The sequence below is a fragment of the Pectobacterium wasabiae CFBP 3304 genome, assembly GCF_001742185.1.
In the GTDB taxonomy this organism is placed as follows: domain Bacteria; phylum Pseudomonadota; class Gammaproteobacteria; order Enterobacterales; family Enterobacteriaceae; genus Pectobacterium; species Pectobacterium wasabiae.
On record NZ_CP015750.1, the window covers coordinates 1,966,729 to 1,986,846 of the forward strand.

Annotated in this window: 22 protein-coding genes and 1 pseudogene; 6 read left to right on the forward strand and 17 right to left on the reverse strand. The window is 47.7% G+C overall.

Going from position 1 to position 20,118, the window contains the following annotated elements; genetic code table 11:
* Positions 1–19 precede the first annotated feature (19 nt).
* The 13 genes from A7983_RS08840 to A7983_RS08900 form a co-directional block, all read right to left on the reverse strand.
* Complete coding sequence (locus A7983_RS08840) at positions 20–688, reverse strand: hypothetical protein (RefSeq protein WP_005968380.1); 669 nt, start codon at positions 686–688, stop codon at positions 20–22.
* A 106-nt stretch (positions 689–794) separates the two neighbouring features.
* Positions 795–1,085 (reverse strand): barstar family protein, encoded by a 291-nt coding sequence (locus A7983_RS08845; protein WP_005968382.1) that lies wholly within the window; start codon positions 1,083–1,085, stop codon positions 795–797.
* A gap of 180 nt (positions 1,086–1,265) precedes the next feature.
* Entirely contained in the window at positions 1,266–1,532 is a 267-nt protein-coding gene (locus A7983_RS08850) for a hypothetical protein (RefSeq protein WP_005968384.1), read from the reverse strand.
* Positions 1,533–1,626: 94 nt separating this feature from the next.
* Positions 1,627–2,001, reverse strand: a complete 375-nt coding sequence (locus A7983_RS08855; RefSeq protein ID WP_005968386.1) for a hypothetical protein — start codon at positions 1,999–2,001, stop codon at positions 1,627–1,629.
* 186 nt (positions 2,002–2,187) lie between these two features.
* Positions 2,188–2,577, reverse strand: a complete 390-nt coding sequence (locus A7983_RS08860) for a hypothetical protein (RefSeq protein ID WP_005968388.1) — start codon at positions 2,575–2,577, stop codon at positions 2,188–2,190.
* 48 nt (positions 2,578–2,625) lie between these two features.
* A complete protein-coding gene (locus A7983_RS08865; RefSeq protein ID WP_039478855.1) occupies positions 2,626–2,955 on the reverse strand; it encodes a hypothetical protein in 330 nt (109 codons plus the stop codon).
* 56 nt (positions 2,956–3,011) lie between these two features.
* Positions 3,012–3,341 carry a hypothetical protein gene (locus tag A7983_RS08870; protein ID WP_005968391.1) on the reverse strand — a complete coding sequence of 110 codons (330 nt, stop codon included), beginning with the start codon at positions 3,339–3,341 and terminating at the stop codon, positions 3,012–3,014.
* A 100-nt stretch (positions 3,342–3,441) separates the two neighbouring features.
* Positions 3,442–4,032 (reverse strand): hypothetical protein, encoded by a 591-nt coding sequence (locus A7983_RS08875; RefSeq protein ID WP_005968393.1) that lies wholly within the window; start codon positions 4,030–4,032, stop codon positions 3,442–3,444.
* Positions 4,033–4,614: 582 nt separating this feature from the next.
* A complete protein-coding gene (locus tag A7983_RS08880; protein ID WP_005968395.1) occupies positions 4,615–5,358 on the reverse strand; it encodes an ABC transporter ATP-binding protein in 744 nt (247 codons plus the stop codon).
* 17 nt (positions 5,359–5,375) lie between these two features.
* Positions 5,376–6,986 (reverse strand): ABC transporter permease, encoded by a 1,611-nt coding sequence (locus A7983_RS08885; protein ID WP_005968397.1) that lies wholly within the window; start codon positions 6,984–6,986, stop codon positions 5,376–5,378.
* Between the two features lie 21 nt (positions 6,987–7,007).
* Positions 7,008–7,409: an ExbD/TolR family protein gene (locus A7983_RS08890; RefSeq protein ID WP_005968399.1), complete on the reverse strand. Its 402-nt coding sequence runs from the start codon at positions 7,407–7,409 to the stop codon at positions 7,008–7,010.
* Position 7,410: 1 nt separating this feature from the next.
* Positions 7,411–8,127: a MotA/TolQ/ExbB proton channel family protein gene (locus tag A7983_RS08895; protein ID WP_005968401.1), complete on the reverse strand. Its 717-nt coding sequence runs from the start codon at positions 8,125–8,127 to the stop codon at positions 7,411–7,413.
* 10 nt (positions 8,128–8,137) lie between these two features.
* On the reverse strand, positions 8,138–9,004 hold the full coding sequence (locus A7983_RS08900) for an energy transducer TonB (RefSeq protein WP_005968403.1): 867 nt from the start codon (positions 9,002–9,004) through the stop codon (positions 8,138–8,140).
* Positions 9,005–9,445: 441 nt separating this feature from the next.
* Between A7983_RS08900 and A7983_RS08905 the strand changes: the two genes are divergently transcribed.
* From A7983_RS08905 to A7983_RS08920, 4 genes are all read left to right on the forward strand, one after another.
* On the forward strand, positions 9,446–10,453 hold the full coding sequence (locus tag A7983_RS08905) for an ABC transporter substrate-binding protein (protein WP_005968404.1): 1,008 nt from the start codon (positions 9,446–9,448) through the stop codon (positions 10,451–10,453).
* Positions 10,454–10,538: 85 nt separating this feature from the next.
* Entirely contained in the window at positions 10,539–12,809 is a 2,271-nt protein-coding gene (locus A7983_RS08910; RefSeq protein WP_039478852.1) for a TonB-dependent receptor, read from the forward strand.
* Positions 12,810–12,813: 4 nt separating this feature from the next.
* Positions 12,814–15,585, forward strand: coding sequence for an exo-rhamnogalacturonan lyase family protein (locus A7983_RS08915; RefSeq protein WP_005968407.1), 2,772 nt, complete (start codon positions 12,814–12,816; stop codon positions 15,583–15,585).
* The gene (locus A7983_RS08920) at positions 15,585–16,313 is read left to right on the forward strand and encodes a DUF6250 domain-containing protein (RefSeq protein WP_005968408.1); all 729 of its coding nucleotides are present in this window, start codon (positions 15,585–15,587) and stop codon (positions 16,311–16,313) included. The genes A7983_RS08915 and A7983_RS08920 overlap by 1 nt, the downstream gene beginning before the upstream one ends.
* Here A7983_RS08920 and A7983_RS08925 read toward each other — a convergent pair.
* A complete protein-coding gene (locus A7983_RS08925; protein WP_039478849.1) occupies positions 16,300–17,229 on the reverse strand; it encodes a LysR family transcriptional regulator in 930 nt (309 codons plus the stop codon). The genes A7983_RS08920 and A7983_RS08925 overlap by 14 nt on opposite strands.
* Before the next feature lie 112 nt (positions 17,230–17,341).
* On the opposite strand from A7983_RS08925, the pseudogene A7983_RS23235 reads away from it, so the two are divergent.
* Positions 17,342–17,434 (forward strand): annotated as a pseudogene (locus tag A7983_RS23235) (SymE family type I addiction module toxin); the annotation flags it as partial.
* A gap of 75 nt (positions 17,435–17,509) precedes the next feature.
* On the opposite strand, the gene A7983_RS08930 reads toward A7983_RS23235, so the two are convergent.
* The gene (locus A7983_RS08930) at positions 17,510–17,986 is read right to left on the reverse strand and encodes a hypothetical protein (protein WP_005968411.1); all 477 of its coding nucleotides are present in this window, start codon (positions 17,984–17,986) and stop codon (positions 17,510–17,512) included.
* A gap of 408 nt (positions 17,987–18,394) precedes the next feature.
* On the opposite strand from A7983_RS08930, the gene A7983_RS08935 reads away from it, so the two are divergent.
* Positions 18,395–18,871, forward strand: a complete 477-nt coding sequence (locus A7983_RS08935) for a hypothetical protein (protein WP_005968412.1) — start codon at positions 18,395–18,397, stop codon at positions 18,869–18,871.
* An 8-nt stretch (positions 18,872–18,879) separates the two neighbouring features.
* Here A7983_RS08935 and A7983_RS08940 read toward each other — a convergent pair whose 3' ends face one another.
* Complete coding sequence (locus A7983_RS08940; RefSeq protein ID WP_005968413.1) at positions 18,880–19,395, reverse strand: SMI1/KNR4 family protein; 516 nt, start codon at positions 19,393–19,395, stop codon at positions 18,880–18,882.
* A 223-nt stretch (positions 19,396–19,618) separates the two neighbouring features.
* On the reverse strand, positions 19,619–20,071 hold the full coding sequence (locus tag A7983_RS08945; RefSeq protein ID WP_005968414.1) for a DUF4304 domain-containing protein: 453 nt from the start codon (positions 20,069–20,071) through the stop codon (positions 19,619–19,621).
* Positions 20,072–20,118 lie beyond the last annotated feature (47 nt).

A 20,118-nucleotide genomic window follows, 5' to 3' on the forward strand; every position in this document is an offset into this window, starting at 1 on the left:
CAGTTAATTTTATGCTTATTTATAATGACTTTAAGACGTTAGTCAAACGCTTTGAATATATTACATTATCAGCTTTATTTACAACCTCGACAACATAATCATCAGTGATATTGAATTTATTAAGATGGTAATAAAAAACAAAATCATTGGGGTGATCCGTTACGACGTTTTCTTCATAGACAACCTTGTCTTCATTAATAATTTGGAAGTCCATGAAAAAATTATCTAAAGTTAATCGGCATTTAAGCAAACCTGTCAATTTATAACCTTTTAATTTCTTTCGCTTAAAAACCCACTCATTTATAAAACCCGAACTTTCAAACTCATCGATCGCATTAACGATAAGATCCTTGGGCAAAGAGTATCGACCATCAACCTTATCTAGCCCATTAATGACAAGCTTAGCGAAATATTTATTTAATTCACTCTTTAATGTATGGCGATATTCATTTTCATCAATAAATATCTCAACACCAAGGACATTACATGAATTAACGTATGATTCACCAATCGGATCTTTTTTACCAATAAAACAGACCCTATTAAATCCAGCAGTGTCATATTTAGCTTGTTTTACCCTTCTGCCAAGATAATTACATAATGATCTGGTTAACTCTTTGAACGGATATGTTAATTCCTCTCCGTAATCCAAAACCTCTGGATAAAGATATATGTCTTTTAATATCATGACACGTTATACCTCATAGGGTCTACTCTTCATCTCTATTTATTCCTACATCGTTACTATATTTCCCGTATCGATAATCTCATCTTGTCGCCTAATCAGTGAATTATTAATACAGATTAAATTTAAAAACATCCTCTTTAAATTCAGAGAATTCATCTATTCTATTAAAGACCGACAACAATCTTACAAATTCATCTGGGTAATTTTTCTTAAAAACAGAACTATTACGCCATTCTACTATTAAGGGTTTATCTTCATGATCTATGGGGATCATAAAATCATATAAAGCATCTGAATTTCTTCCAAAGTAGGGGCCAAAGTCAAATTTCTGTGAAAAATAATCATAAATATCAGTTGGCGTTTTTTGTTTCTCGCCATCGAGAGTAATTAACTTCATGTTATTAACCTTTGCATTTATTTCTGCGGTGTACCGTTGTCCCTGATAGCGTAACTCGCTGTTCGCTTCCCCACTTGCCTAATCCCCAGATAACGCTGTGGTAGGATAGGGTATGGTTCTTCGCGATGGTCTACCAATTAGTATATTTTCTCTATATATTCAATTTTTTATAATATAAATTTATAACGTTTTTAATTGAGAGTTGATCATCTTAATAAGATCACTCAGCATATTTTCTTCATAATAAGAAAAGTTGGCGTATTGAGCCATTGCTCTACACCGCGACAGTTCTTCCATTGTTTTTATCTTATTGTTAAGTGATAAATTCATATCTTTTAATTTAACTAATTTATCGATAAAAAAACTGGCGTTTTCATTTTTCCCATTATTATTTAATTCAATTATCAAATTTTCAAAAGATATAATTAATTCGTTAGATATTTTCACCAATTAACCCTCGTTGTTTTTATTATCCATGGTTGAGGTAAGTTTGAAGGAAAATAGCCGGAATGGTCGTTTCGGTTGCTTCTGGCCGACCATATTAAAATATTTCTTTATCTTCCACTTCCCCTAAAAATATATCCTGTAAATCACCCTGTATCTCATCTTCATCCGAAATAAGTTTGAAATCATTATCAATACCAGGAGGGAAGTGAGTGCCATCAATAGTACCCAATATTAAAGATGCTGTATCTATAGATACTATTTTAAAAAAATCAAACACGGATTTTTTTTCTTCTTCATCAAGGGATGACAATGTTATACTTATTTTTCTATATGCATCGTTACCATTGCTTTTATTTTCACTTATCGTTTTTTCATAGCGAGGTAAATTGTCATTAAATATTTCTTCGAATATTCCGTTAACGAATTTTTCGTCCTTTTTCATTCTATTCATCATCTTGTTTTGGCTCATTTCCCTGTTCCTTACGTGGGGGGGATAACGAGGAACTGACATCGACGGGCGATCGACTGACGTAAAGCAGGTTAACTTGTCAGTCGCTAATACTGGGTAATATCACCATTCAGACAGAACGTGGGAATATGCTGGTTGCATAAAATAAAAAATTTGAAGGGTTGTTGCGATCGCTTTAGGCTTTTTTTATAAAAATGCTATCTCTGAACTTCCTATTTTTTTAACTGATAGACCTGAGAATTTAATACCTATTCCGTGCTCTGTATCGCCACGCCATCTAAATAAAAAACCAAATTCATTTTCAATGTCAGGATAAATATAAATCTTCATCAATTTAAACGATACATCCTTATTTTTGTAAATGCTATAAACATATGAAGCTATTTTTTCTTCTGATAATTTAAAAAATGCATCTTGATTTTTTAGTATGAAATTAATGTCACTTACCATTTTTTCATCACTAGAATTTGATTCTAGATAAATCACTGTAACCTTATTTTCATTAAAAATGTCAAAAACGATATTTGCTGAGATACCCTCATCATCTTCATAAAAATCAAAAACCTCACTGTCCATTTAAACCTCTCTGTTTCTGTTTATAAATCTTAGGTAGTTTAGATCTATTTATTCTTCCCTTATATTATATTCTGTGCGACTTATCCAAGATATAACTTTGTATTTTCCAGAATAAACGCCATTACACTTATAATAAGCCATAACCTCTGAAGGATACCAACCATATCCGAATGAAAATAAAGCATCCATCTTAACCAATTCACTTATGATGGTTATTTTTTCTTTTTCATCCACAACTGTTTTTACCATAAGCTCTTTAAAACAGGTAAAACCAAGTGATTTTAAATTTTCTTTTAGATTATCCCCAGATACTTTAATTTTCAATGTGTTGTTTGAAATGTCAATAACAACAATAGCGTTGTTTGGCATTACGTTCATAATATATTTTTCTTCAAGAAGGAGTGTTTATATAGTAAGAGATTAAAATAATCCACTTATGAAGAATCGCATTCAATTATTACCTTACAATAAAATCCCTTCATTTTTTCATTGGCGGTGATTAATTCATAAATAATCTTGTCATCAATAACATTGTTTATATAACAGGTTAGGTACGAATATTGAATGAAATTGACAAATGAAAAAATCATGTTGTTATAAGATTTTCTATCGCCTTCTCCCTTCAATAAAACATTATATCTATCTTCAATGATGTTTATTTCACAGGCAGAGATAGTGTCTTGTGAAAGAAAAAAGTCTCTTATTTCAAAATAAATTCCTGAATCAACAATCAACGTTACGTCATTTAATTTCTCATAAAACATAACTCACCTTAATTTAGGCTTATAGGTACTACTGCTAGCACTCTTAGGATGAGAATAGACAGTGACGATTGGTTCGGCGACGGTTCTGCTGCTGGCGTAATCACACTGATTGTTCAATGTTTATATACTCTCTGTTTTTCTTATCAAAAAACACATATAGAAATGAAACGTCATTTTTTAAATTAGAGATATCAATCTGGCCAATAAATAACAACGGACTGTTGTTATTTATTGGCCAATCAGGAGATTGCAACCATTTTGGTTTTGTCTTTAGAAATTTAAAGGATGAGTGTATTTCATTTTTCAATAATCCCTCTAATTCCCTTCCTTGAACACCTTTGAATTTATCGACAAGATGTTTTAAATAATTGCCACTAATATTAATCCATGATGGCTTCGTTTTCAGAATAGCATCGTATATTTTTTCATGTTCCTCATTGAATTTAAAATCAACCCCTTTGATCTTAAGGAACTGTGAAAGCAAATCTTTTGCATTTATTTCACCAGATAGTGATAATAAATCAACTTCAAGAAGATAAATATATATGCTTCCAGAAGTGGTATATGGAGGTATGTTTATTTCTTCAGATAAAACTAACTCAATATCTTTATTGTAATAAATCTCATTTTTAAAATCTTTTGATGAAATATTTCCTTCAAGATAATTTTTGATGATGTCAAATTCACTCATTTCATTCCTCTTATAAATGCCGATACGGTTCGAGAACCGTATGTTGTTCTCGAGTTACTTTCTTAAAATTAATTGAGTTGTCAACATTATCACCTTCATTTCGCTGAGAAATATGATGGCGTCATTCATATGATTTTTCATTTGAATCAAGAGGGGAGTTTTCGTTTTTTATCTGTTCTAAATTCTTGTCGGTAAATCCACCAGAGCCCTTAGGATCATAGGTGTGATCCCAGTGCTGTCGAGCCTTTTATCGTGCTCTTCTATTGGATACACGGCCTTTTTAGGAAGCATTTTCGGCCTGTTTAGTACGTCCGTAACCCGAACATCCCGCCGCCCCCTTTTGCCCTTGGACACGCTACCGCCGCGCTATGACTTCCTTGTCTGCCTGTCCCGTATCATAGCAGCGGCGATAGTTGCTGGCATTATCGTTTTGCTGCTATGGCAAGCCCAACCGCCCTCTGTTATCAATCTTAGACGCCGCTGTGGCTTTATTACCGGCATGCCAGTGATTGTCACTAACTACGGCGTTATTAGATAGCGAGGTGCCTGGAACAACTCAATTTTTACGGATATTCCCACCTATCAGGCCTGATGCAGTGCTTGGCTGACCGCTTGCCGTTGTTCCAATAACGCGGTGCTGGTTCGGTCGCGGGGATAAGCCAAATTGACTGGCAGAATCGCGCTAATTCGACCGGGTCGGGGTGACATCACCACCACCCTGTCGGCCAGAAAAACGGCTTCTTCCACGTCATGCGTCACCAGCAATATTGTCAAATCCGTTTGTCGGCGAATCTCCGCCAGACGTTCCTGCAACTGCTGTTTGGTCAGTGCATCCAGCGCGCCGAAAGGTTCATCCAGCAAGAGAATTCGTGGCGTCGACACCAGCCCACGAGCGATCGCTACGCGCTGCGCCATCCCGCCTGATAGCTGATGCGGCCATGCGTCGGCAAAGCCTTCCAGCCCCATCATCTGAAGATAGTGAGTAATACGTTGTGTAGCGTCCGCAGAGGAAAGGTTGAGGTTAAGCATGCCGAGGCGAATATTGTCCGTCACGGTGAGCCACGGAAACAGGCGCGGCTCCTGAAACACCAGGCTGACATCGTCGGGAATTCCGCGCACAGACCGATCGCCAATCAGAATACGCCCACGCTCGGTGGTATCAATCCCGGCGGCCAAACGCAGCAGCGTCGATTTACCGCAGCCGCTGGCCCCGATGACTGCAACCAGTTCGCCCGTGAGCAGCGACAGATCGATGTCCTGTAACACCGTCAGCGGTGCGCCGTTGACGGTAAAATACTTGGTAATATGCTGAAAATGCAGGGACATAGAGCCTCCGTTAACGGTCACGCAAAGCGCCAGCGGGTCAACCGCCGTTCAGATAAGGTCATCAAGCGGGAAAAGAGCGCGGCCACGATCGCAATCAGTACGACCCCGGCCATGATGCGATCGGATTCAAGTAACTGCTGTGCACGGATCATCATGCCGCCCAGTCCTTCTCCCGACGGCATGAAATACTCTGCGCCAATGGCTCCGGTCCACGCATGCATTAAGGCCAGCCGTAAACCGGAAAACAGTGGTGGCAATACGCTGGGAAACACCAGCGTGCGCAGCGTCTGCGTGGAGGTAAGGCGCAGAACCTGCGCGACTTCCAACAGCGCGGGGGGAAGCTGGGCAATGCCCTGACGGGTTGCCAGCATCACGGGAAAGAACGCGGCCACGGCGATAAATACGATTTTGGCGCTCTCCCCTAAACCGAACCAGGCCGTGATCAGCGGCAGCCAAGCGAATAGTGCCACGCAGCGCAGTGCAGATAGCGCCGGATTAAACAGCCTGTCGGCGATGCGCCAGTTGCCGAGTAATGCCCCCACCAGCGCACCGATCCCGCTCCCCAGCAGAAAGCCCTGTAACGCACGCAGCAGGCTGGCATTCAGGTCGGCCAGCAGCCCACCCTGAACCAGCCCTGACCACAGCGCACCAATCACATCACTCGGCGCAGGAAGAAAAGCCACATTCACCCACTCGCGTGTGCCGCTAACCTGCCACAGCGCAACCAGAACCAATGGCGCAAGCCAAGGCGTCAGCGACAAACTCGGTAGCGCAGAGCTCAGGCTATCGCGCCCCAGTACCGGTGCAGGCCAGTGAATCCAACGACGCTCAAGCTTCAGCAGCACGCGTTCCCCGGCAAACCCTAGTATCCCGATGATCAAAATGCAGACAAACACCAGATCCAACATGAACAGTTGGCGGCTTTGTACCAGCAGGTAGCCCAGCCCTTCGCTGGATGCCAGCAACTCAACTGCAATCAGCGCCACCCATCCGGTGGAAAACGCCAGCCGAACCCCCGTCATGACATACGGCAGCATTGCGGGCAGGATCAGGTAACGCAGAAAGGCGATAGGCGGTAAACGCAGGCTACGCGCCATTTCATGCAACTTTTGTGGCGTCTGTTGAATACCGGCGCAGGTGTAAAGCGTCACCGGCACCGTCACTGATTTCACCAATACCACCAGTTTCAGCGCTTCACCAATACCGAGTGACAGCATCAAAAGCGGTATCCAGGCTAACGTTGGAATCTGTGCGATGACGGTGAAGAGTGGCATAAACAGCGCATTCAGGCGTCGATTCAGGCCGAACAGACTACCAAGCACCAGACCCAGCGCGATGCCGCCGCTAAAACCAATCGCAAGCCGCATCAGACTAATTGGCAACTGGTGAATCAGTTCTTCGGGAACAAAATCCCGCGCACTGTCGATGACCGCCAGCGGCGAAGGCAATATCTGCTCAGACATCCACCCGTGCCGACTGGCAAGCCACCATCCGGCTAATACCAGCACTGGCACGAGCAGTGACGTGATCAACGACGTGGCCAGCGCAGAATATCCCGCCGATAGCGCACCCGTGGACAGCGAAGCATCAGAAGCGGAACGTATTCGCAGTGTGTATTTGGGCATCATGAGCGTCAGTATCCGGCTAGGTTATTTCTGCGTCAGCAGAGATAAACGCGTAATCCCCGCCTGCTCAACATCGGCTAGCAGCGCCGCTACCGTGCCGTAGTTGGCCTCTTTGTCCGCTTGTACCTGCACCACCAAATCGGTGTTACCCGCTTTCGCCTGCTGCAAGCGTGGCACCAGTTGCTCGCGTGCCAGGTTTTCTTTATTGATGAAGACGCGCTGCTCGGCATCAATACTAATAACAATCGGATCGGCGCGATCGACCGGAGCCACCGCTGCTGTTTTCGGTAGCTGAATAGGAATGGCATTGGTCAGCATCGGCGCAGTAACAATGAACACCACCAGCAATACCAGCATGACATCCACGAGCGGTGTGATATTCATTTCACTCATGACATCGTCATCATTACGCGAGGTAAACGCCATCTCACACTACCTCTCTCAGATTCTTTACCGAGAAAGCCGCAGAGGATGGCTCCTCGCTAGCCTGAAATGTACTGACGTGAAAATCGTTCGCCTGCATCACGCTGTAGACGTCATGGGCGAAGTCATCCATATCTGCGACGGCCAGCTTGAGACGACGTAAAAAGTAGTTGTAGATCAGCACCGCAGGCACCGCGACCGCAATCCCGATCCCGGTGGCGATCAGCGCGTTGCCAATCGGCCCCGCCACAGTGTCGAGACTGGCAGAACCAGAAAGCCCGATCTCCTGCAACGCCGCCATAATGCCCCAAACGGTGCCAAACAGGCCGATAAACGGCGACGTACTGCCGATACTCGCCAACACCGCCAGCCCGCTTTCCAGCGAGCGGCGTTCGCGCTGAATCTGCTGTTGCAGTGCGCGTTCGACCCGATCGGGAAGATGAATATTCAAAGCAAGCTGGCCGCTAATCCGCTCCGGCGCTTTAACGGCGGCCAGTGCCAAATTAGCCAGTGAGCCGGGCTGTTTCGCGCTAGTTTCTGGCGTTTGGCTCACGTCATCCTGCTGCCAGAAAGCTGCACGGAAACGCCGATCGCGTCGCTGCGACAGCCGGTATTGAATGAACTTCAGCAACCCCAGTCCCCAGGTGACGAGAGAAAACAGCAGCAGTAACAGAACCACTGCGCCTTCAGCAGAAAAGAGTTCAATGTGTCCGAGCGTCATAACCAATACCTCATGAGTTCAGCGAAAAATCGACAGGAACCACCACCCAACCGCTAACTGGCTGATTGCCGCGCCGCGCTGGAACGAAAGACCAACGCACCACGGTGTCTCTGGCAGCCTCGTCCAGCGACGGATAGCCGCTTGATTGATGAATCCGAATGGTTTGTACCTTGCCGTCAGCACGGACCTGCACATTTAGCAGCACCGTGCCTTCATAGCCGCGGCTAATCGCCACGTCGGGATAAGATGGCGAAGGGTTATGCAGGTAGTCGGCATTGGCCAGCGGCGGCGTTAGCGGCGCGTCGACGGGTTGTACCGCCGCCTTTTGCGCTACTGGCGCAGGCGTTATCGGTGCCACTGCCGATGCAGTTTCCGTCTGGGGCTGCGGCGTCGGTTTAGGCGCGGGCGTGCTCTTTTTCACCGGCGTCTTTTTCAGTACAGGTTCAGGTTTTTTCTCCGGCATTTTTTTCTCCGGGGCAGGGGGCAGCAATGCACTTTCATCCACCAGCGGCTCGGTTATCGTTGGCTCTTCCTGCGGTTGTGGCGTCGGCGTCTCAGGTTCGGCAACCGGAACGACCTCTTGCTGCACGGGCTCTGCAACCATCGAAACCAGTTCAACGCTGACAGGCTGCGGCCGAGCGGGCACCGTAACCGGCGGTGTCGCCGCGCCGTTGAACAACGCCAGCACCGCCGCATGCAATAGCAACGTCGCCATCACCGCCAGCCAGCGCTCCGGCCGGGATGAAACCGCTGTATTTAGCTGTGATAAGCGCTGCTGCACTACGCCGTTCACTTGCTTAGCGTTGGCATGCGGCGTTGGCTCCGGTGAATAGGACTGAGGTATCGGCGCGGCTCCCGCATAGAGTAATTCCGTCATGATGGGTTGCTCCTGACAATATATCTTTATCGCCCTATTTTACGTTGCAGGCGTCAATGACTATTTCACCTGAAATAGCGATTGGGATAATCAATTTTTCCCAACCATTTAATAAAGTCAACGTATGTATCTGCATATCGATATTCATTCCATTCTTTATTTAATAAGGCGATGGCGTTAATAATCGATACCCAGACTAAAGGAGAAAATTGCTGTCAGGCTAATGCATAGTTGGAATAGTTTTTTTTCGTTCGCTGCATAGCGGTGAAATAGACGATGGATACTGATTTAGCTATTTATTAAGAATAATAATGCTTTTTTTGTATTAGTCAGTTTATTGCCAAGCCTTTAAATGTGGTTCTGCAACGATATGACGCCGTTCGAAACAGGCGCAATAACACAATTTCTATTCATCGATTTCATTACTGGCGGGTAAAAATAATGACGACATCAGGACGAAAATGGTTAGTGACCAGCATATTGGCAATGGGTATGGCCTGGTCAGGTATCGCGTCAGCGATCACTGAAATTCGTATTGCCGCGCCAGACATTGGCGCGGGCACAAAACCCAGCGGCGGTGGCCTGCTCGACGTCATCCACAGTCAGAAACTGCTGGAGCGCGAGTTTAGCAAAGATGGGATCAACGTGCGTTGGACGTTCATCAAAGGTGCCGGCCCCGTCATCAACGAGGCGTTTGGTAACCATCAGGTCGATGTGGCCTATCTGGGTGATTTGGCCAGCATTATCGGCCGTTCACGCGGTCTGGATACCCGGGTGATCGCCGTGGCGTCACGCGGTATCAATCACTATCTGGCCGTGGCAAAAGGCTCTGGTATCGAGAAAATTGCCGACCTAAAAGGCAAACGCATCGGGATCTTTCGTGGAACGGCAGGTGAACTTTCCTTTGTCAGCGCGCTTGATTCACAAGGCCTGAAACCGTCTGACGTTAAGCTGATCAATCTCGATTTCGCAGCAGCCAGCGCGGCGTTAGCTGCCGGGCAAATTGATGCCACCTGGGGCGGTAGCAATACGCTTTCATTGCGGGATAAAGGGCTGGCCGATATTCCACTCTCCAGTCGCGATTTGAACGGGGCAGGCCAACTCAGCGGCTTCCTGCTGGTGGATGAGAAATTTGCCAAAGGCAACGAGGATATTCTACGACGCTTAGTCAAAGTTCAGCGAGAAGCAGCAAATTGGGCTAGCGATAATAAGAATAAAGATGAATTTATTCGCTTATTAGCGACTCAATCAGGTTACCCGGAAAATATATTACGCGTCGAATGGGATACATTACCGCCATTAACTGAGCGCCTTTCACCCGAATTGGATGCTGCTTTCGTGGCAAAATTAAAACGCGCGGTCACATTGGCCGACGAATCGCGTCTTATTCGGCAGCCGTTTGATGTCGATAAATGGCTGGATGATTCTTATCTAAAAGCAACGCAGTAATTTATTTCCCCTAAAAATTATAACCCACGTATTGCCGTGACATTCACGGCAATCGGCAGCATATTGACGACATTCGGAAGAAGCCATGTATTTAAAAAAGCACCAACAGTATTTAAAAAAACATCAGCACAAAATAACGTCAGGCATTTTAATGAGCTGCGTTTTAACGCTCCCCGTCACGACGCAAGCAGCCGATCCGCAAACCGCAACGGATAATGTTCCTCGAACCGAGGCGACAACCGCTGCCCCCGTCCAACTAAAACGCGTGAAAGTGAACGCCCAGCGCGCCCCCATTCAGCCACCGACCACGCTGGCATCGGTAATCGACGGCAAAACGCTCGAAGAAGAGCGGATATATCGCTTTGAGGAGCTGTCACAGCTAGTGACGGGGCTGGATGTCGATACCGTCGATGTGATGGACACTACCGTGACCATTCGTGGGATTGGCGATGGTGGCGAGAGCGGCACCAACATCGGTATGTCGGGCAGCGTGGGCCTGTTTGTTGATGGTGTCTATTTGTCCCGCCCCGGCGTTATCTCTAACGATTTGCTGGATATTGACAGCACCCGCGTATTGAAAGGTCCGCAGGGCGCAGCCTATGGCTTTAATACCACTGGCGGTGCGATTGATATTCGCACCCGCAAACCGACGTTCACCCCCGAATACTCACTGGAGCAATCGTTCGGACAACGCGGCTATCTGCAATCCAAACTGATGGCATCCGGGCCGCTCAGCGACCACTGGGCGGGGCGCATCAACCTGTCACGAACCGAACGCGGCGGAAACGTCACGAATATCGAAAACGGCCATAAGCTCGGTGGCAGCACCAATAACGGCGTGCGCGGCCAGTTACTGTATCAGCCCAATGACAGCTTTAACCTCAGAATCACTGGCGACTATAGCGATTCCACCCAGCGCCCCGTTTCGGTTCTGGTGAGTGCAACCGACGCCTTTCGCACTCGCGCAGAACAAACCGGCCTCAAGGTCGTCGGTGGTCGTCAGGTCGCTATGGATGACGAGAACGTCATTCGTGTCGCACAAGGTGGCGGCTCGGTAGAAGCCAACTGGAGACTGAAGAGTGGATTTAGCCTGAATTCTCTCTCCTCGTTGCGCTATTTCCGTGTCTTGCCCAGTACGGCGGATAACTGGAACATTCCGCTCTATCACGACAGCGGTGCCGATGTACGCGATCGCGTCTGGTCGCAAAGCTTTTGGCTGGATTCGCCCAAAGGCAATAAGGTCGATTACTCACTCGGCGTCGATTACTGGGGAGAGAATCTCGATACCGAGGCAAACAGTCGCTACTACAACGACAATCGCGTGCGAACGTGGGTAGGGAATGGCTATCAGGGCATTAACGTTCAGCGCTTTGGTACGTTAGATGACACCGTTTATTCCGTCTATGGTCGTGGAACCTGGCACGCTGCCGATAAGCTGGACGTCATTGTCGGCCTGCGCCACACCTACGAGAAAAAAGAGGGAACGTTTGTCCGCAGGAACCGTGCGACCTTCGACTCTGGTCCACTCTCGCAAACCAACCACCTGCCTTCGGGCTCCATTAGCCTGAACTGGTTTGCCGCACCCAACGCCACCCCTTACCTCACGCTGGGCTACGGGGAAAAGTCCGGCGGCCTGAATGTGTCATCCGGGGCTGCAAGGCAACTGGGGATCGACTCGCTGTACGTCGATCCAGAGAAAACCCGCTCGGCGGAGTTGGGGATCAAAACACACTGGCTACAGCGCAAAGTGGAATGGAATACTGCGCTGTTCTGGAGTGTCGTCGAAGATTTCCAGAATAACGCCTATGACGAAGAAACGGATACCAGCTACCTGATTAATGCCGGGAAATTCCGCTCACGCGGCGGGGAATCTCAGTTGACGCTGCGCCCGCTTGATGGCCTGAGCATCAGTCTGGCCGGTACGCTGCTGGATGCCAGCTATCTGAATTTCCCTAACGCCCGCTGCCCGGCAGAAATCTCCGCCGTCTCGTGCGATATGTCAGGAAAACGCGTCTTCAAATCCCCCACGCTGAGTTACAACACGCGTGTGCGTTATCAGTGGGATACGCCAAACAATCTGCAAGCCTCGGTTTCCGGGCAATGGTCATGGCGGAGTTGGGCCTATGGCACGCTCGATGATTCCGAGAGCAATCGTATTCCGGCCTATGGTGTCCTGAACCTGTCTAGCGGGCTGAGCGGCAAGCAGGGCGACAACCGTTGGAACGTGTCGCTGTGGGTGAAAAACGCGCTGGATAAGAACTACTACCGCTCCGTCAGAGGCTCCAGCGCCACAACGGGCGTGATTGGCGAACCGCGCATGGTCGGAATATCGGTCGGTTACGACTTCAAGGGGTAATGTCATGAAGCAGATGACGTATTCACGCCGACGCTTCCTGCGTGACAGTACACTGCTGGCGCTGTCGGCACCGTTCTGGACCTCTGCCGCTGCGCCTCTGGCGGAGGCTTCCAACCGCACTGACGAGGCCGCACCGCAGGCCAGCCTGCGCTGGTTGGACGGGCAGATCCCCCGCTCGTTTACGGGCGTCACCTGGGGCGTTCCCTGGCCGCAGGGGGCGGTGCGCAGCGATAGCGATTTCCAGTTACACGGCACTCAGCAGCAGGTTTACGACCTACAAAGCTGGCCGCTCGCCCGTTGGCCAGACGGTTCGATTAAATGGTCGGCACATGCCCTGGGCGGCGATACCGCGCCAGAAAACGACCTGACGCTGCGGCCGACCCTTGCTAAGGATGTGCCGACGGGCTCAGAGATGGTTAGCGAGCATGAGCGCGGCTGGACAATCGATACTGGTTCTATTCGTTGCGTGATTCCACGCTCAGGCGCTCGCCTGATCGAAGAAATTTGGCGAGATGGTCGGCTAGCGTTAACCAACGGCAGGCTGGTGCTGCGCATGCAGCGCGGCGCCGAAACGGACAGTACGCTGACGCAGGACGCGTATCAGGGGGTGATCGACACGGTCACCGTAGAACAAAGCGGGCCGCAGCGAACGGTGATTGCGCTACGTGGCACGCATCACGCCGAACCACAGGGGGTTACGCACATCCCCTTTATTATCCGGCTGTATAGCTATGCGAATACCGATTCGCTGCGCGTGGTACACACCCTCCTCTATGACAACGATGACGATCAGCTTAGCCTGAAAGGACTTGGGCTGGCGTTCGACGTTCCGCTACAGGGAGAGCTACACGATCGCCATGTACGCTTTGCCTCGGATCAGGGGGGGCTCTTTCGTGAAGCGGTACGCGGCCTGAGTGGATTACGTCGCGATCCCGGTGCAGCCGTTATCGCAGCGCAGCTAGCCGGGCAGGGCACGCCACCGATCGCAGATTTTTCACCGGAGGTCGGCAAACGGCTGGATTACATCCCCGCGTTTGGCAGTTACCGCCTGACCCAGCACCATCCCGACGGTTTCCAGATCCACAAACGCACAGCGGCCGGACAGGGTTGGCTGCTGTCCGCCACGGGTGAACGGGCGGCAGGTGTCGGCTATCTCGGCACGCCAACAGGCGGCGTGGCGTTCGGCCTGCGCAATTTCTGGCAGAGTTACCCCGCCTGTCTGGAAATCGACAAGGCTCACACCGACGTGGCAACCGTCACGCTCTGGCTATGGTCACCGTTGGCGGAACCGATGGATATGCGTTTTTATCATGATGGCTTGGGTCAGGATACCCATGACAAACAGCGTGAAGGGCTGGCAATCACCTATGAGGATTACGAACCGGGCTTCGGCTCCGCAGTTGGCGTAGCGCGCACCAGCGAACTGTTTATCGATGTGCTGCCCGCGACGCCCGACGCGGAAAATCTGGTGAATCGGGCACGGCGTATGCAGCAACCACCGCTGCTGGTGGCGAACTCACAGGATTTGTACCGCGCACAGGCGTTTGGATCGATGTGGTCTCCTGCCTCTGCCGCAACACCTGCCCGTACCAGTCTAGAGAAGCAGTTGGGGGCGTATTTCGACGCCTACCAGCAGGAAGTTGAACAGCGAAAATGGTACGGCTTCTGGGATTTCGGCGATGTCATGCACACCTATGACAGCGACCGTCACGTCTGGCGCTACGATGTGGGCGGCTATGCGTGGGATAACTCAGAACTGAGCACCGATCTGTGGCTCTGGTATTACTTCCTGCACAGCGGACGCGCCGACGTGTTTCGTATGGCGGAAGCCATGACGCGCCACACTGGTGAAGTTGACGTGCATCATCTGGGGCGCTTTAGTCCGCTAGGCTCCCGGCACAATGTCCGCCACTGGGGCGACAGCGCCAAACAGTTGCGGATTTCTACCGTCGCCAACCGCCGTTTTCTCTACTACCTCACTGCCGATGAACGCATCGGTGAACTGATGGATGAACAGGTTGAGGCGCTGCGCACGCTAAGCGCGGTGCTGCCTGGCCGCAAAATCGGCCAGACGCATCCCGACAGCCCCAATCATATCAGTCTGGGTTTCGGCACCGACTGGGGGGCGGTCGCAGCCGCCTGGCTCACCGCCTGGGAACGCCACGGCAATCCGGCAATGCGCGAACGCTTGCTCAACAGCATGCAAACGCTGGCGGCCCAGCCACACGGTTTTTTCACCGGTAGCGCCGCCATCGACCCCGATACCGGCAGATTCCTTCCCGCACCTGCGGATCAGGTAGAAATTTCTCATTTGAGTGCAGTCTTTGGTCTGACAGAAATCTGTAGCGAGTTGGTTGAGGTGCTGCCCGATCCGGCCTTTACGCGCGCGTGGCTCGACTACTGTCGGCTGTATAACGATCCGGTCGCGTTAAGCGCACGGGTTGGCAAGACGGTGAAAAAGCTCAATCTGGCTCAAGGGCATGCCCGGCTGACCGCTTTTGCCGCACGGCAACTGAATGACCGCGCGTTGGCGCAGCGCGCGTGGGCAGAATTTACCGCTGGCAGCGGCGGCATTGCCAACCCGACGCTCACGCAGCGACGCCTTACGCCCCCTGACGTGCTCTACTCCATCAACGAACCGGTGATCAATTCCACCATTGATAAACAGTCCGGCAGTACCGCGACAACCAATCTGGCGACCAACGCCGTCGCCCAATGGGGATTAACCGCCATCGCCCTGCTGGCCTTGCTGGATGACATTCCCGCTTCTTCTTAATGCTGCCACTCGGCGGCACGTTACAGGACATCATCATGATTGACCCTAGCTGTACTGAAAACACGCTCTTCCTGTCGCCGCAGACAAGCGACACACATGACATTATTGCTTCGCTCCACCGTTCAGCGCTTATCTGGTCCACCGATTCAGAGGGGCAGCCGCTACGCTGGCAGGTAGAGCAGGAAGATCCCGATCGCACGGCGATCCAGAGTACGTCCGAACGTCTAACGTTGGAGAGCGCTGCCGGGTTGACGATCTGGCTGGATGCGCCGCTCTCAGGCACCTATCGCATCGCCTTCACGCGGGAGGTTCTGGTCGCGGATCGTCCTTACGACCGCGTGTCTGACCTTAACCAATTTTGGGCCGCGCGCGACCTGCATAATCCGAAGCTGTTTACCCGGCACGGCAAACTCAACGAATACGACAGCTTGAACCTGTACTATGTCGGCATAGGCGGCAATTGGAACAGTACTACGCGTTTTCGTTACTACGACGGTCACGGCGAGCGCCTGCTACTTGGCGAATACACGGATGCCGCGCATTTACTGCGTCCTAATCATCGCTATCGCATCGTGATTGACGTGGATCGGCGAGAAACGCGTCTCTGGGTCGATGATGTGCTCTATTTCCGCGCCAGCTACCCGAACACGCCCGCTCCGGGCTATTTCGGCTTTAGGACGGTATTTTCACGTCAAGAAATCAGCGAGTTCAGCATCACACCGCTGTAAGCGCCGCTGGCGTACCATGCAGGTCGCTATCGACCTGCACGAAAGCGTCGATCAGTTTACGCGCCAGCAGAGACAGACGGGCGTCCGCCAAATAAATGATGCCGTAGTGGGTATAAAATTCATCGGTATTGTCGTCTAAGCCTGCAATCTTCAACATATGAATGCCGTGCCGATCGGGCTCATTGAAATGATTGGTCGTCCCGATAGCATCTGAATGGCGTACCACGTCCAGCAGACTGTAGCCATTTTCACACTCAATATTGGTGCGGATATCCAGCTTACCGCTCAGTTGCACCAGCGCACGGTGCAGGTTGGGTGGACGAATCGTTGCCGCCAGCGGGTAGGAAAAGAATTGCTCGACGGTAATCGCTTCCTGCGCCGCCAACGGGTGCCCGCTGCGGCAGCAAAATCCCCAACGATGCTGGCTCAGCGGCTGTACCCGATAGCGGGTATCGAATTCAAAATTACGCATATCTGCCACAATGAAATCCAGTTCTTCGGCCATGAGTCGATGGCCCAGCGCCTGCCAGTTATCAACGCGAAAGACCATCCGCACTTTAGGGTACAGCCGGGAGAACGCCCCAATCACCTGTGGCATCAGCCAGGCGGCGGGTGCTGGGCCGCAGCCAAAATTTACTTCGCCCGCTTCTTTCTCATTAAATTGCTGAATATCGTTAAATAGATCGTGCGTCTGATTAATCAGGCGGCGCGCATGTTCCAGCACCACCAACCCTTTCGGTGTGGGTTCCAACTGGTTCATGCGATCGATCAGACGGGTGCCGATGGTTTGTTCCAGCGATTGGATGCTGCGGCTAAAGGCAGATTGGGACAGTTTCATCGCCTGTGCCGCCGACGTAAAATTGCGATGCTCAATCAGGGCAATAAAGTGACGCAGTTGGCGAAGATCGATATTCATAGCGCGGCGTGTAATCAGGACGGGAGGAGTTTTCAGGCTAACAGGTCTGGCCGTGAAGAAAAAAGAATAAAACCGTTTTTTATATGCTCGGTAGTTATATGTACAAGGGCGCTGGCTGGAAGCATCGAGCTTTATGACTGGAATGCCAGCGATCGTCACGGTGGAACGCGGCAGGCTGATTATTGAGACCGAGATTACTCTGTAGTGACTAACCAGAGCATAGAGTAAAAAGGTAGAAGGATCGTTGTCATCGCTTCCGGCTATTTTTAGCGTGGTCCCGTTAGCTTTTATCACTTTTTATCAATGCGATTCCTTTGGGATTACTCCAATCTAAACTTTCTTTTATAATCGAGAGTGCATCTGTATTATTATCAATGTTATAAAATTCATCAAATTTATCACAATCAATTAAAGTTAACGCCACCCAATAATTTATTTGGTTTAAAAAATCATTAAATAATAAATGAATTGGATTGTTAGTTGTATCCATGTGTTTGTTGATGCACCATTCAAAATCAGAAATGGCGCTCCCCTTCAAAACGTATGCAGAATAGCTATTCAAACAGATATGCTTACCTAGTAATCTTTCATAAGATTGAATGTTCTTATCTAATTCAAATGAAATTAAATCATTCCATTTATATAACTGAGGATCCTGAGAGTATTTTTCCTCACCCCATTCAATATAAACCTCCTTCCAGTTAAGAATATTAATATCTATATTATTTGGCAAAAAAATTGCAAATGAAACATCCATAAAATCACCTATCTGAATTTCCATTAGTGGGATGAAAAATGACTGAATTCATCGCTTATTCTCTGCTGACAAACCGCTTTGCTGTCCCACAGGTAAGCTGCGGAACGGCAAAGCGCCACGATAAACCCCGGTTCAGCAACAAACGAGTACTGGCAGCGGCGTCAGTCGCTGCTATGATATGGTGCAGGCAGACAGGGACGTCACAGCATGGCGGTAGCGTGTCTGGGTGCAAACATGCGCGTCGGAAGTTGTGGGTTATAACGTTGTTTAATAGGCCGAAAGCGCAGCCAGAAAAGGCAATGATTTCAATAGCAAGGCACTAAAACTAAAAATGGCGGAGTAAACTTCTCCAGGCAATAAAAGTACTAAACAGTGATATGTTCATATTTATAATCGGAAATATCAACTATGAATAACGATGCAAAAATAAACTTTAACTTTGATTGTTCTCAACTTGTTTCTTTCAAATTTAGTGATGTAGATAGGAATCAACTCAAAGGATTAACGTTGATTGAAAATATGGGGTTCAAGGTGTTAATTGATCATAATATTAAAGAGGTAAAGAAAGAATATTTTAGATCTAGTGATGATGAGTTTTTTATTGAATTTGAAGATAAAGAGTTTGTTGGTGATATTGAGGATTGGAGTGATTTCGATAATCCTCCTGAACGAATTGTAGATTTTGCAAACAATATATTGAAACTAAAGGAATTAAATGGATTGCGAAGTGTTAGTATATTCATTTCTATTTTTTCTGAATTGGGTAAAACATCCAATTGCATTATTGATATAAGTCCAGAGGAACTGATGAAAACTCTCTATTTTATGTCAAGAAGCAATTTTGATGTTTGGGTTGATAATTTAACCATGCATTTAATTGACTAGCCTTTATTTCACTTTCGCTCTGACCTCAAATTAATACAAAAATCATAAAATGATGGGGATATAATTACCACATTATTAGGATTGTCATCGCTTTCCCATCTAATATACTTAACGAAACCGTTTTTAATATCAATCCAGTAATCATTATCACCGGCATCGGCTGCAAAAGGAAAGTGAGACAAACAAAAGTCATTTATTTCATTAGAGTATTTCCTTCTACGTTTCCAGACATCAATCAAAGATAAAATATAAGGGCTGTCATCATCAAGATGCTGGGGGATGAAATTAAATCCCTCAACTTCCATTAAGTTATGATCACCATCATGAATGTGATAAAAAACATCTCTGTAATAAAATGCCCCACCTTCAAGGTAGCCGCCGTTATTAGTCATGTAAAAATCAACAAAAAAATCTTTACCGGGAAAAGAATAAGGGACTAAAGAGTTAATGGTTTGTTCTGATAGTCCATTCAAACAGTATTTAAGTTTTATATTTGGATCAGAAAAAAAATTAATATTAGACATATTACCCCCTGTTTTTTAACTTCACATATATCGAACCGATAGATTCTTTTTGCAGATTCATTTATAGCCTCTTGATATCCATATGTAACCCAGTATCAGTCTCAAATTTGTGCGTACCACCTACATGCGGGTAACGGTGATATTCGGGATTAACAAGCTGTATGGTCATTTCATTCGTTTGAGGATTTTTCCCTCAGATACGTTACCGGCCATTATCTTAATATCACTCAGATAAAATTAACCTAGATATATCATCAATCATTTTACTCTTAAAGAAATCATCGTTATATAATAACTTAAGATATGATAAATCAAAAAAAAGGTTTATAATATTAATACCATTTCTTTCTAAGAAAACAATCATTTCCGAGAAAAGAAATGCATTGTCAGAATCTAAATCAAGAGCACCATCTATATTAATTTTATCAAAACCAGGTATTTTATTTAATCTAAACGAAATTCCACATGCATAATACGTTAATTTATCAATATCTCTTGATTGATCAACGCAAATCCCAACTTCAAAGGTAAAGTTATTACTATATCTCGATTTTTGCAATGCAATTATTATTGCAACATCCTTTTCACTCTTTCGCCAGGAATTTCCTTTTTTAATAAAACCATTACGTTTAAAAATTAAGTTAATCTCTGAAATTACACTCTTCCTGTCCATCATTTTCGCCACTAGTTAATATTTATGGATTATAATTATCTAATGTTCCA

Excerpts from the sequence above, each read along its gene's own strand:
- A7983_RS08860 (WP_005968388.1), bottom strand. The coding sequence starts at position 2,577 with ATGGACAGTGAGGTTTTTGATTTTTATGAAGATGATGAGGGTATCTCA.
- A7983_RS08890 (WP_005968399.1), bottom strand. The coding sequence starts at position 7,409 with ATGGCGTTTACCTCGCGTAATGATGACGATGTCATGAGTGAAATGAAT.
- A7983_RS08905 (WP_005968404.1), top strand. The coding sequence starts at position 9,446 with ATGACGACATCAGGACGAAAATGGTTAGTGACCAGCATATTGGCAATG.
- A7983_RS08870 (WP_005968391.1), bottom strand. The coding sequence starts at position 3,341 with ATGTTTTATGAGAAATTAAATGACGTAACGTTGATTGTTGATTCAGGA.
- A7983_RS08910 (WP_039478852.1), top strand. The coding sequence starts at position 10,539 with ATGTATTTAAAAAAGCACCAACAGTATTTAAAAAAACATCAGCACAAA.
- A7983_RS08885 (WP_005968397.1), bottom strand. The coding sequence starts at position 6,986 with ATGATGCCCAAATACACACTGCGAATACGTTCCGCTTCTGATGCTTCG.
- A7983_RS08875 (WP_005968393.1), bottom strand. The coding sequence starts at position 4,032 with ATGAGTGAATTTGACATCATCAAAAATTATCTTGAAGGAAATATTTCA.
- A7983_RS08930 (WP_005968411.1), bottom strand. The coding sequence starts at position 17,986 with ATGGATGTTTCATTTGCAATTTTTTTGCCAAATAATATAGATATTAAT.
- A7983_RS08895 (WP_005968401.1), bottom strand. The coding sequence starts at position 8,127 with ATGACGCTCGGACACATTGAACTCTTTTCTGCTGAAGGCGCAGTGGTT.
- A7983_RS08925 (WP_039478849.1), bottom strand. The coding sequence starts at position 17,229 with ATGAATATCGATCTTCGCCAACTGCGTCACTTTATTGCCCTGATTGAG.
- A7983_RS08840 (WP_005968380.1), bottom strand. The coding sequence starts at position 688 with ATGATATTAAAAGACATATATCTTTATCCAGAGGTTTTGGATTACGGA.
- A7983_RS08920 (WP_005968408.1), top strand. The coding sequence starts at position 15,585 with ATGCTGCCACTCGGCGGCACGTTACAGGACATCATCATGATTGACCCT.
- A7983_RS08880 (WP_005968395.1), bottom strand. The coding sequence starts at position 5,358 with ATGTCCCTGCATTTTCAGCATATTACCAAGTATTTTACCGTCAACGGC.
- A7983_RS08900 (WP_005968403.1), bottom strand. The coding sequence starts at position 9,004 with ATGACGGAATTACTCTATGCGGGAGCCGCGCCGATACCTCAGTCCTAT.
- A7983_RS08935 (WP_005968412.1), top strand. The coding sequence starts at position 18,395 with ATGAATAACGATGCAAAAATAAACTTTAACTTTGATTGTTCTCAACTT.
- A7983_RS08865 (WP_039478855.1), bottom strand. The coding sequence starts at position 2,955 with ATGAACGTAATGCCAAACAACGCTATTGTTGTTATTGACATTTCAAAC.
- A7983_RS08940 (WP_005968413.1), bottom strand. The coding sequence starts at position 19,395 with ATGTCTAATATTAATTTTTTTTCTGATCCAAATATAAAACTTAAATAC.
- A7983_RS08945 (WP_005968414.1), bottom strand. The coding sequence starts at position 20,071 with ATGATGGACAGGAAGAGTGTAATTTCAGAGATTAACTTAATTTTTAAA.
- A7983_RS08845 (WP_005968382.1), bottom strand. The coding sequence starts at position 1,085 with ATGAAGTTAATTACTCTCGATGGCGAGAAACAAAAAACGCCAACTGAT.
- A7983_RS08915 (WP_005968407.1), top strand. The coding sequence starts at position 12,814 with ATGAAGCAGATGACGTATTCACGCCGACGCTTCCTGCGTGACAGTACA.
- A7983_RS08855 (WP_005968386.1), bottom strand. The coding sequence starts at position 2,001 with ATGAGCCAAAACAAGATGATGAATAGAATGAAAAAGGACGAAAAATTC.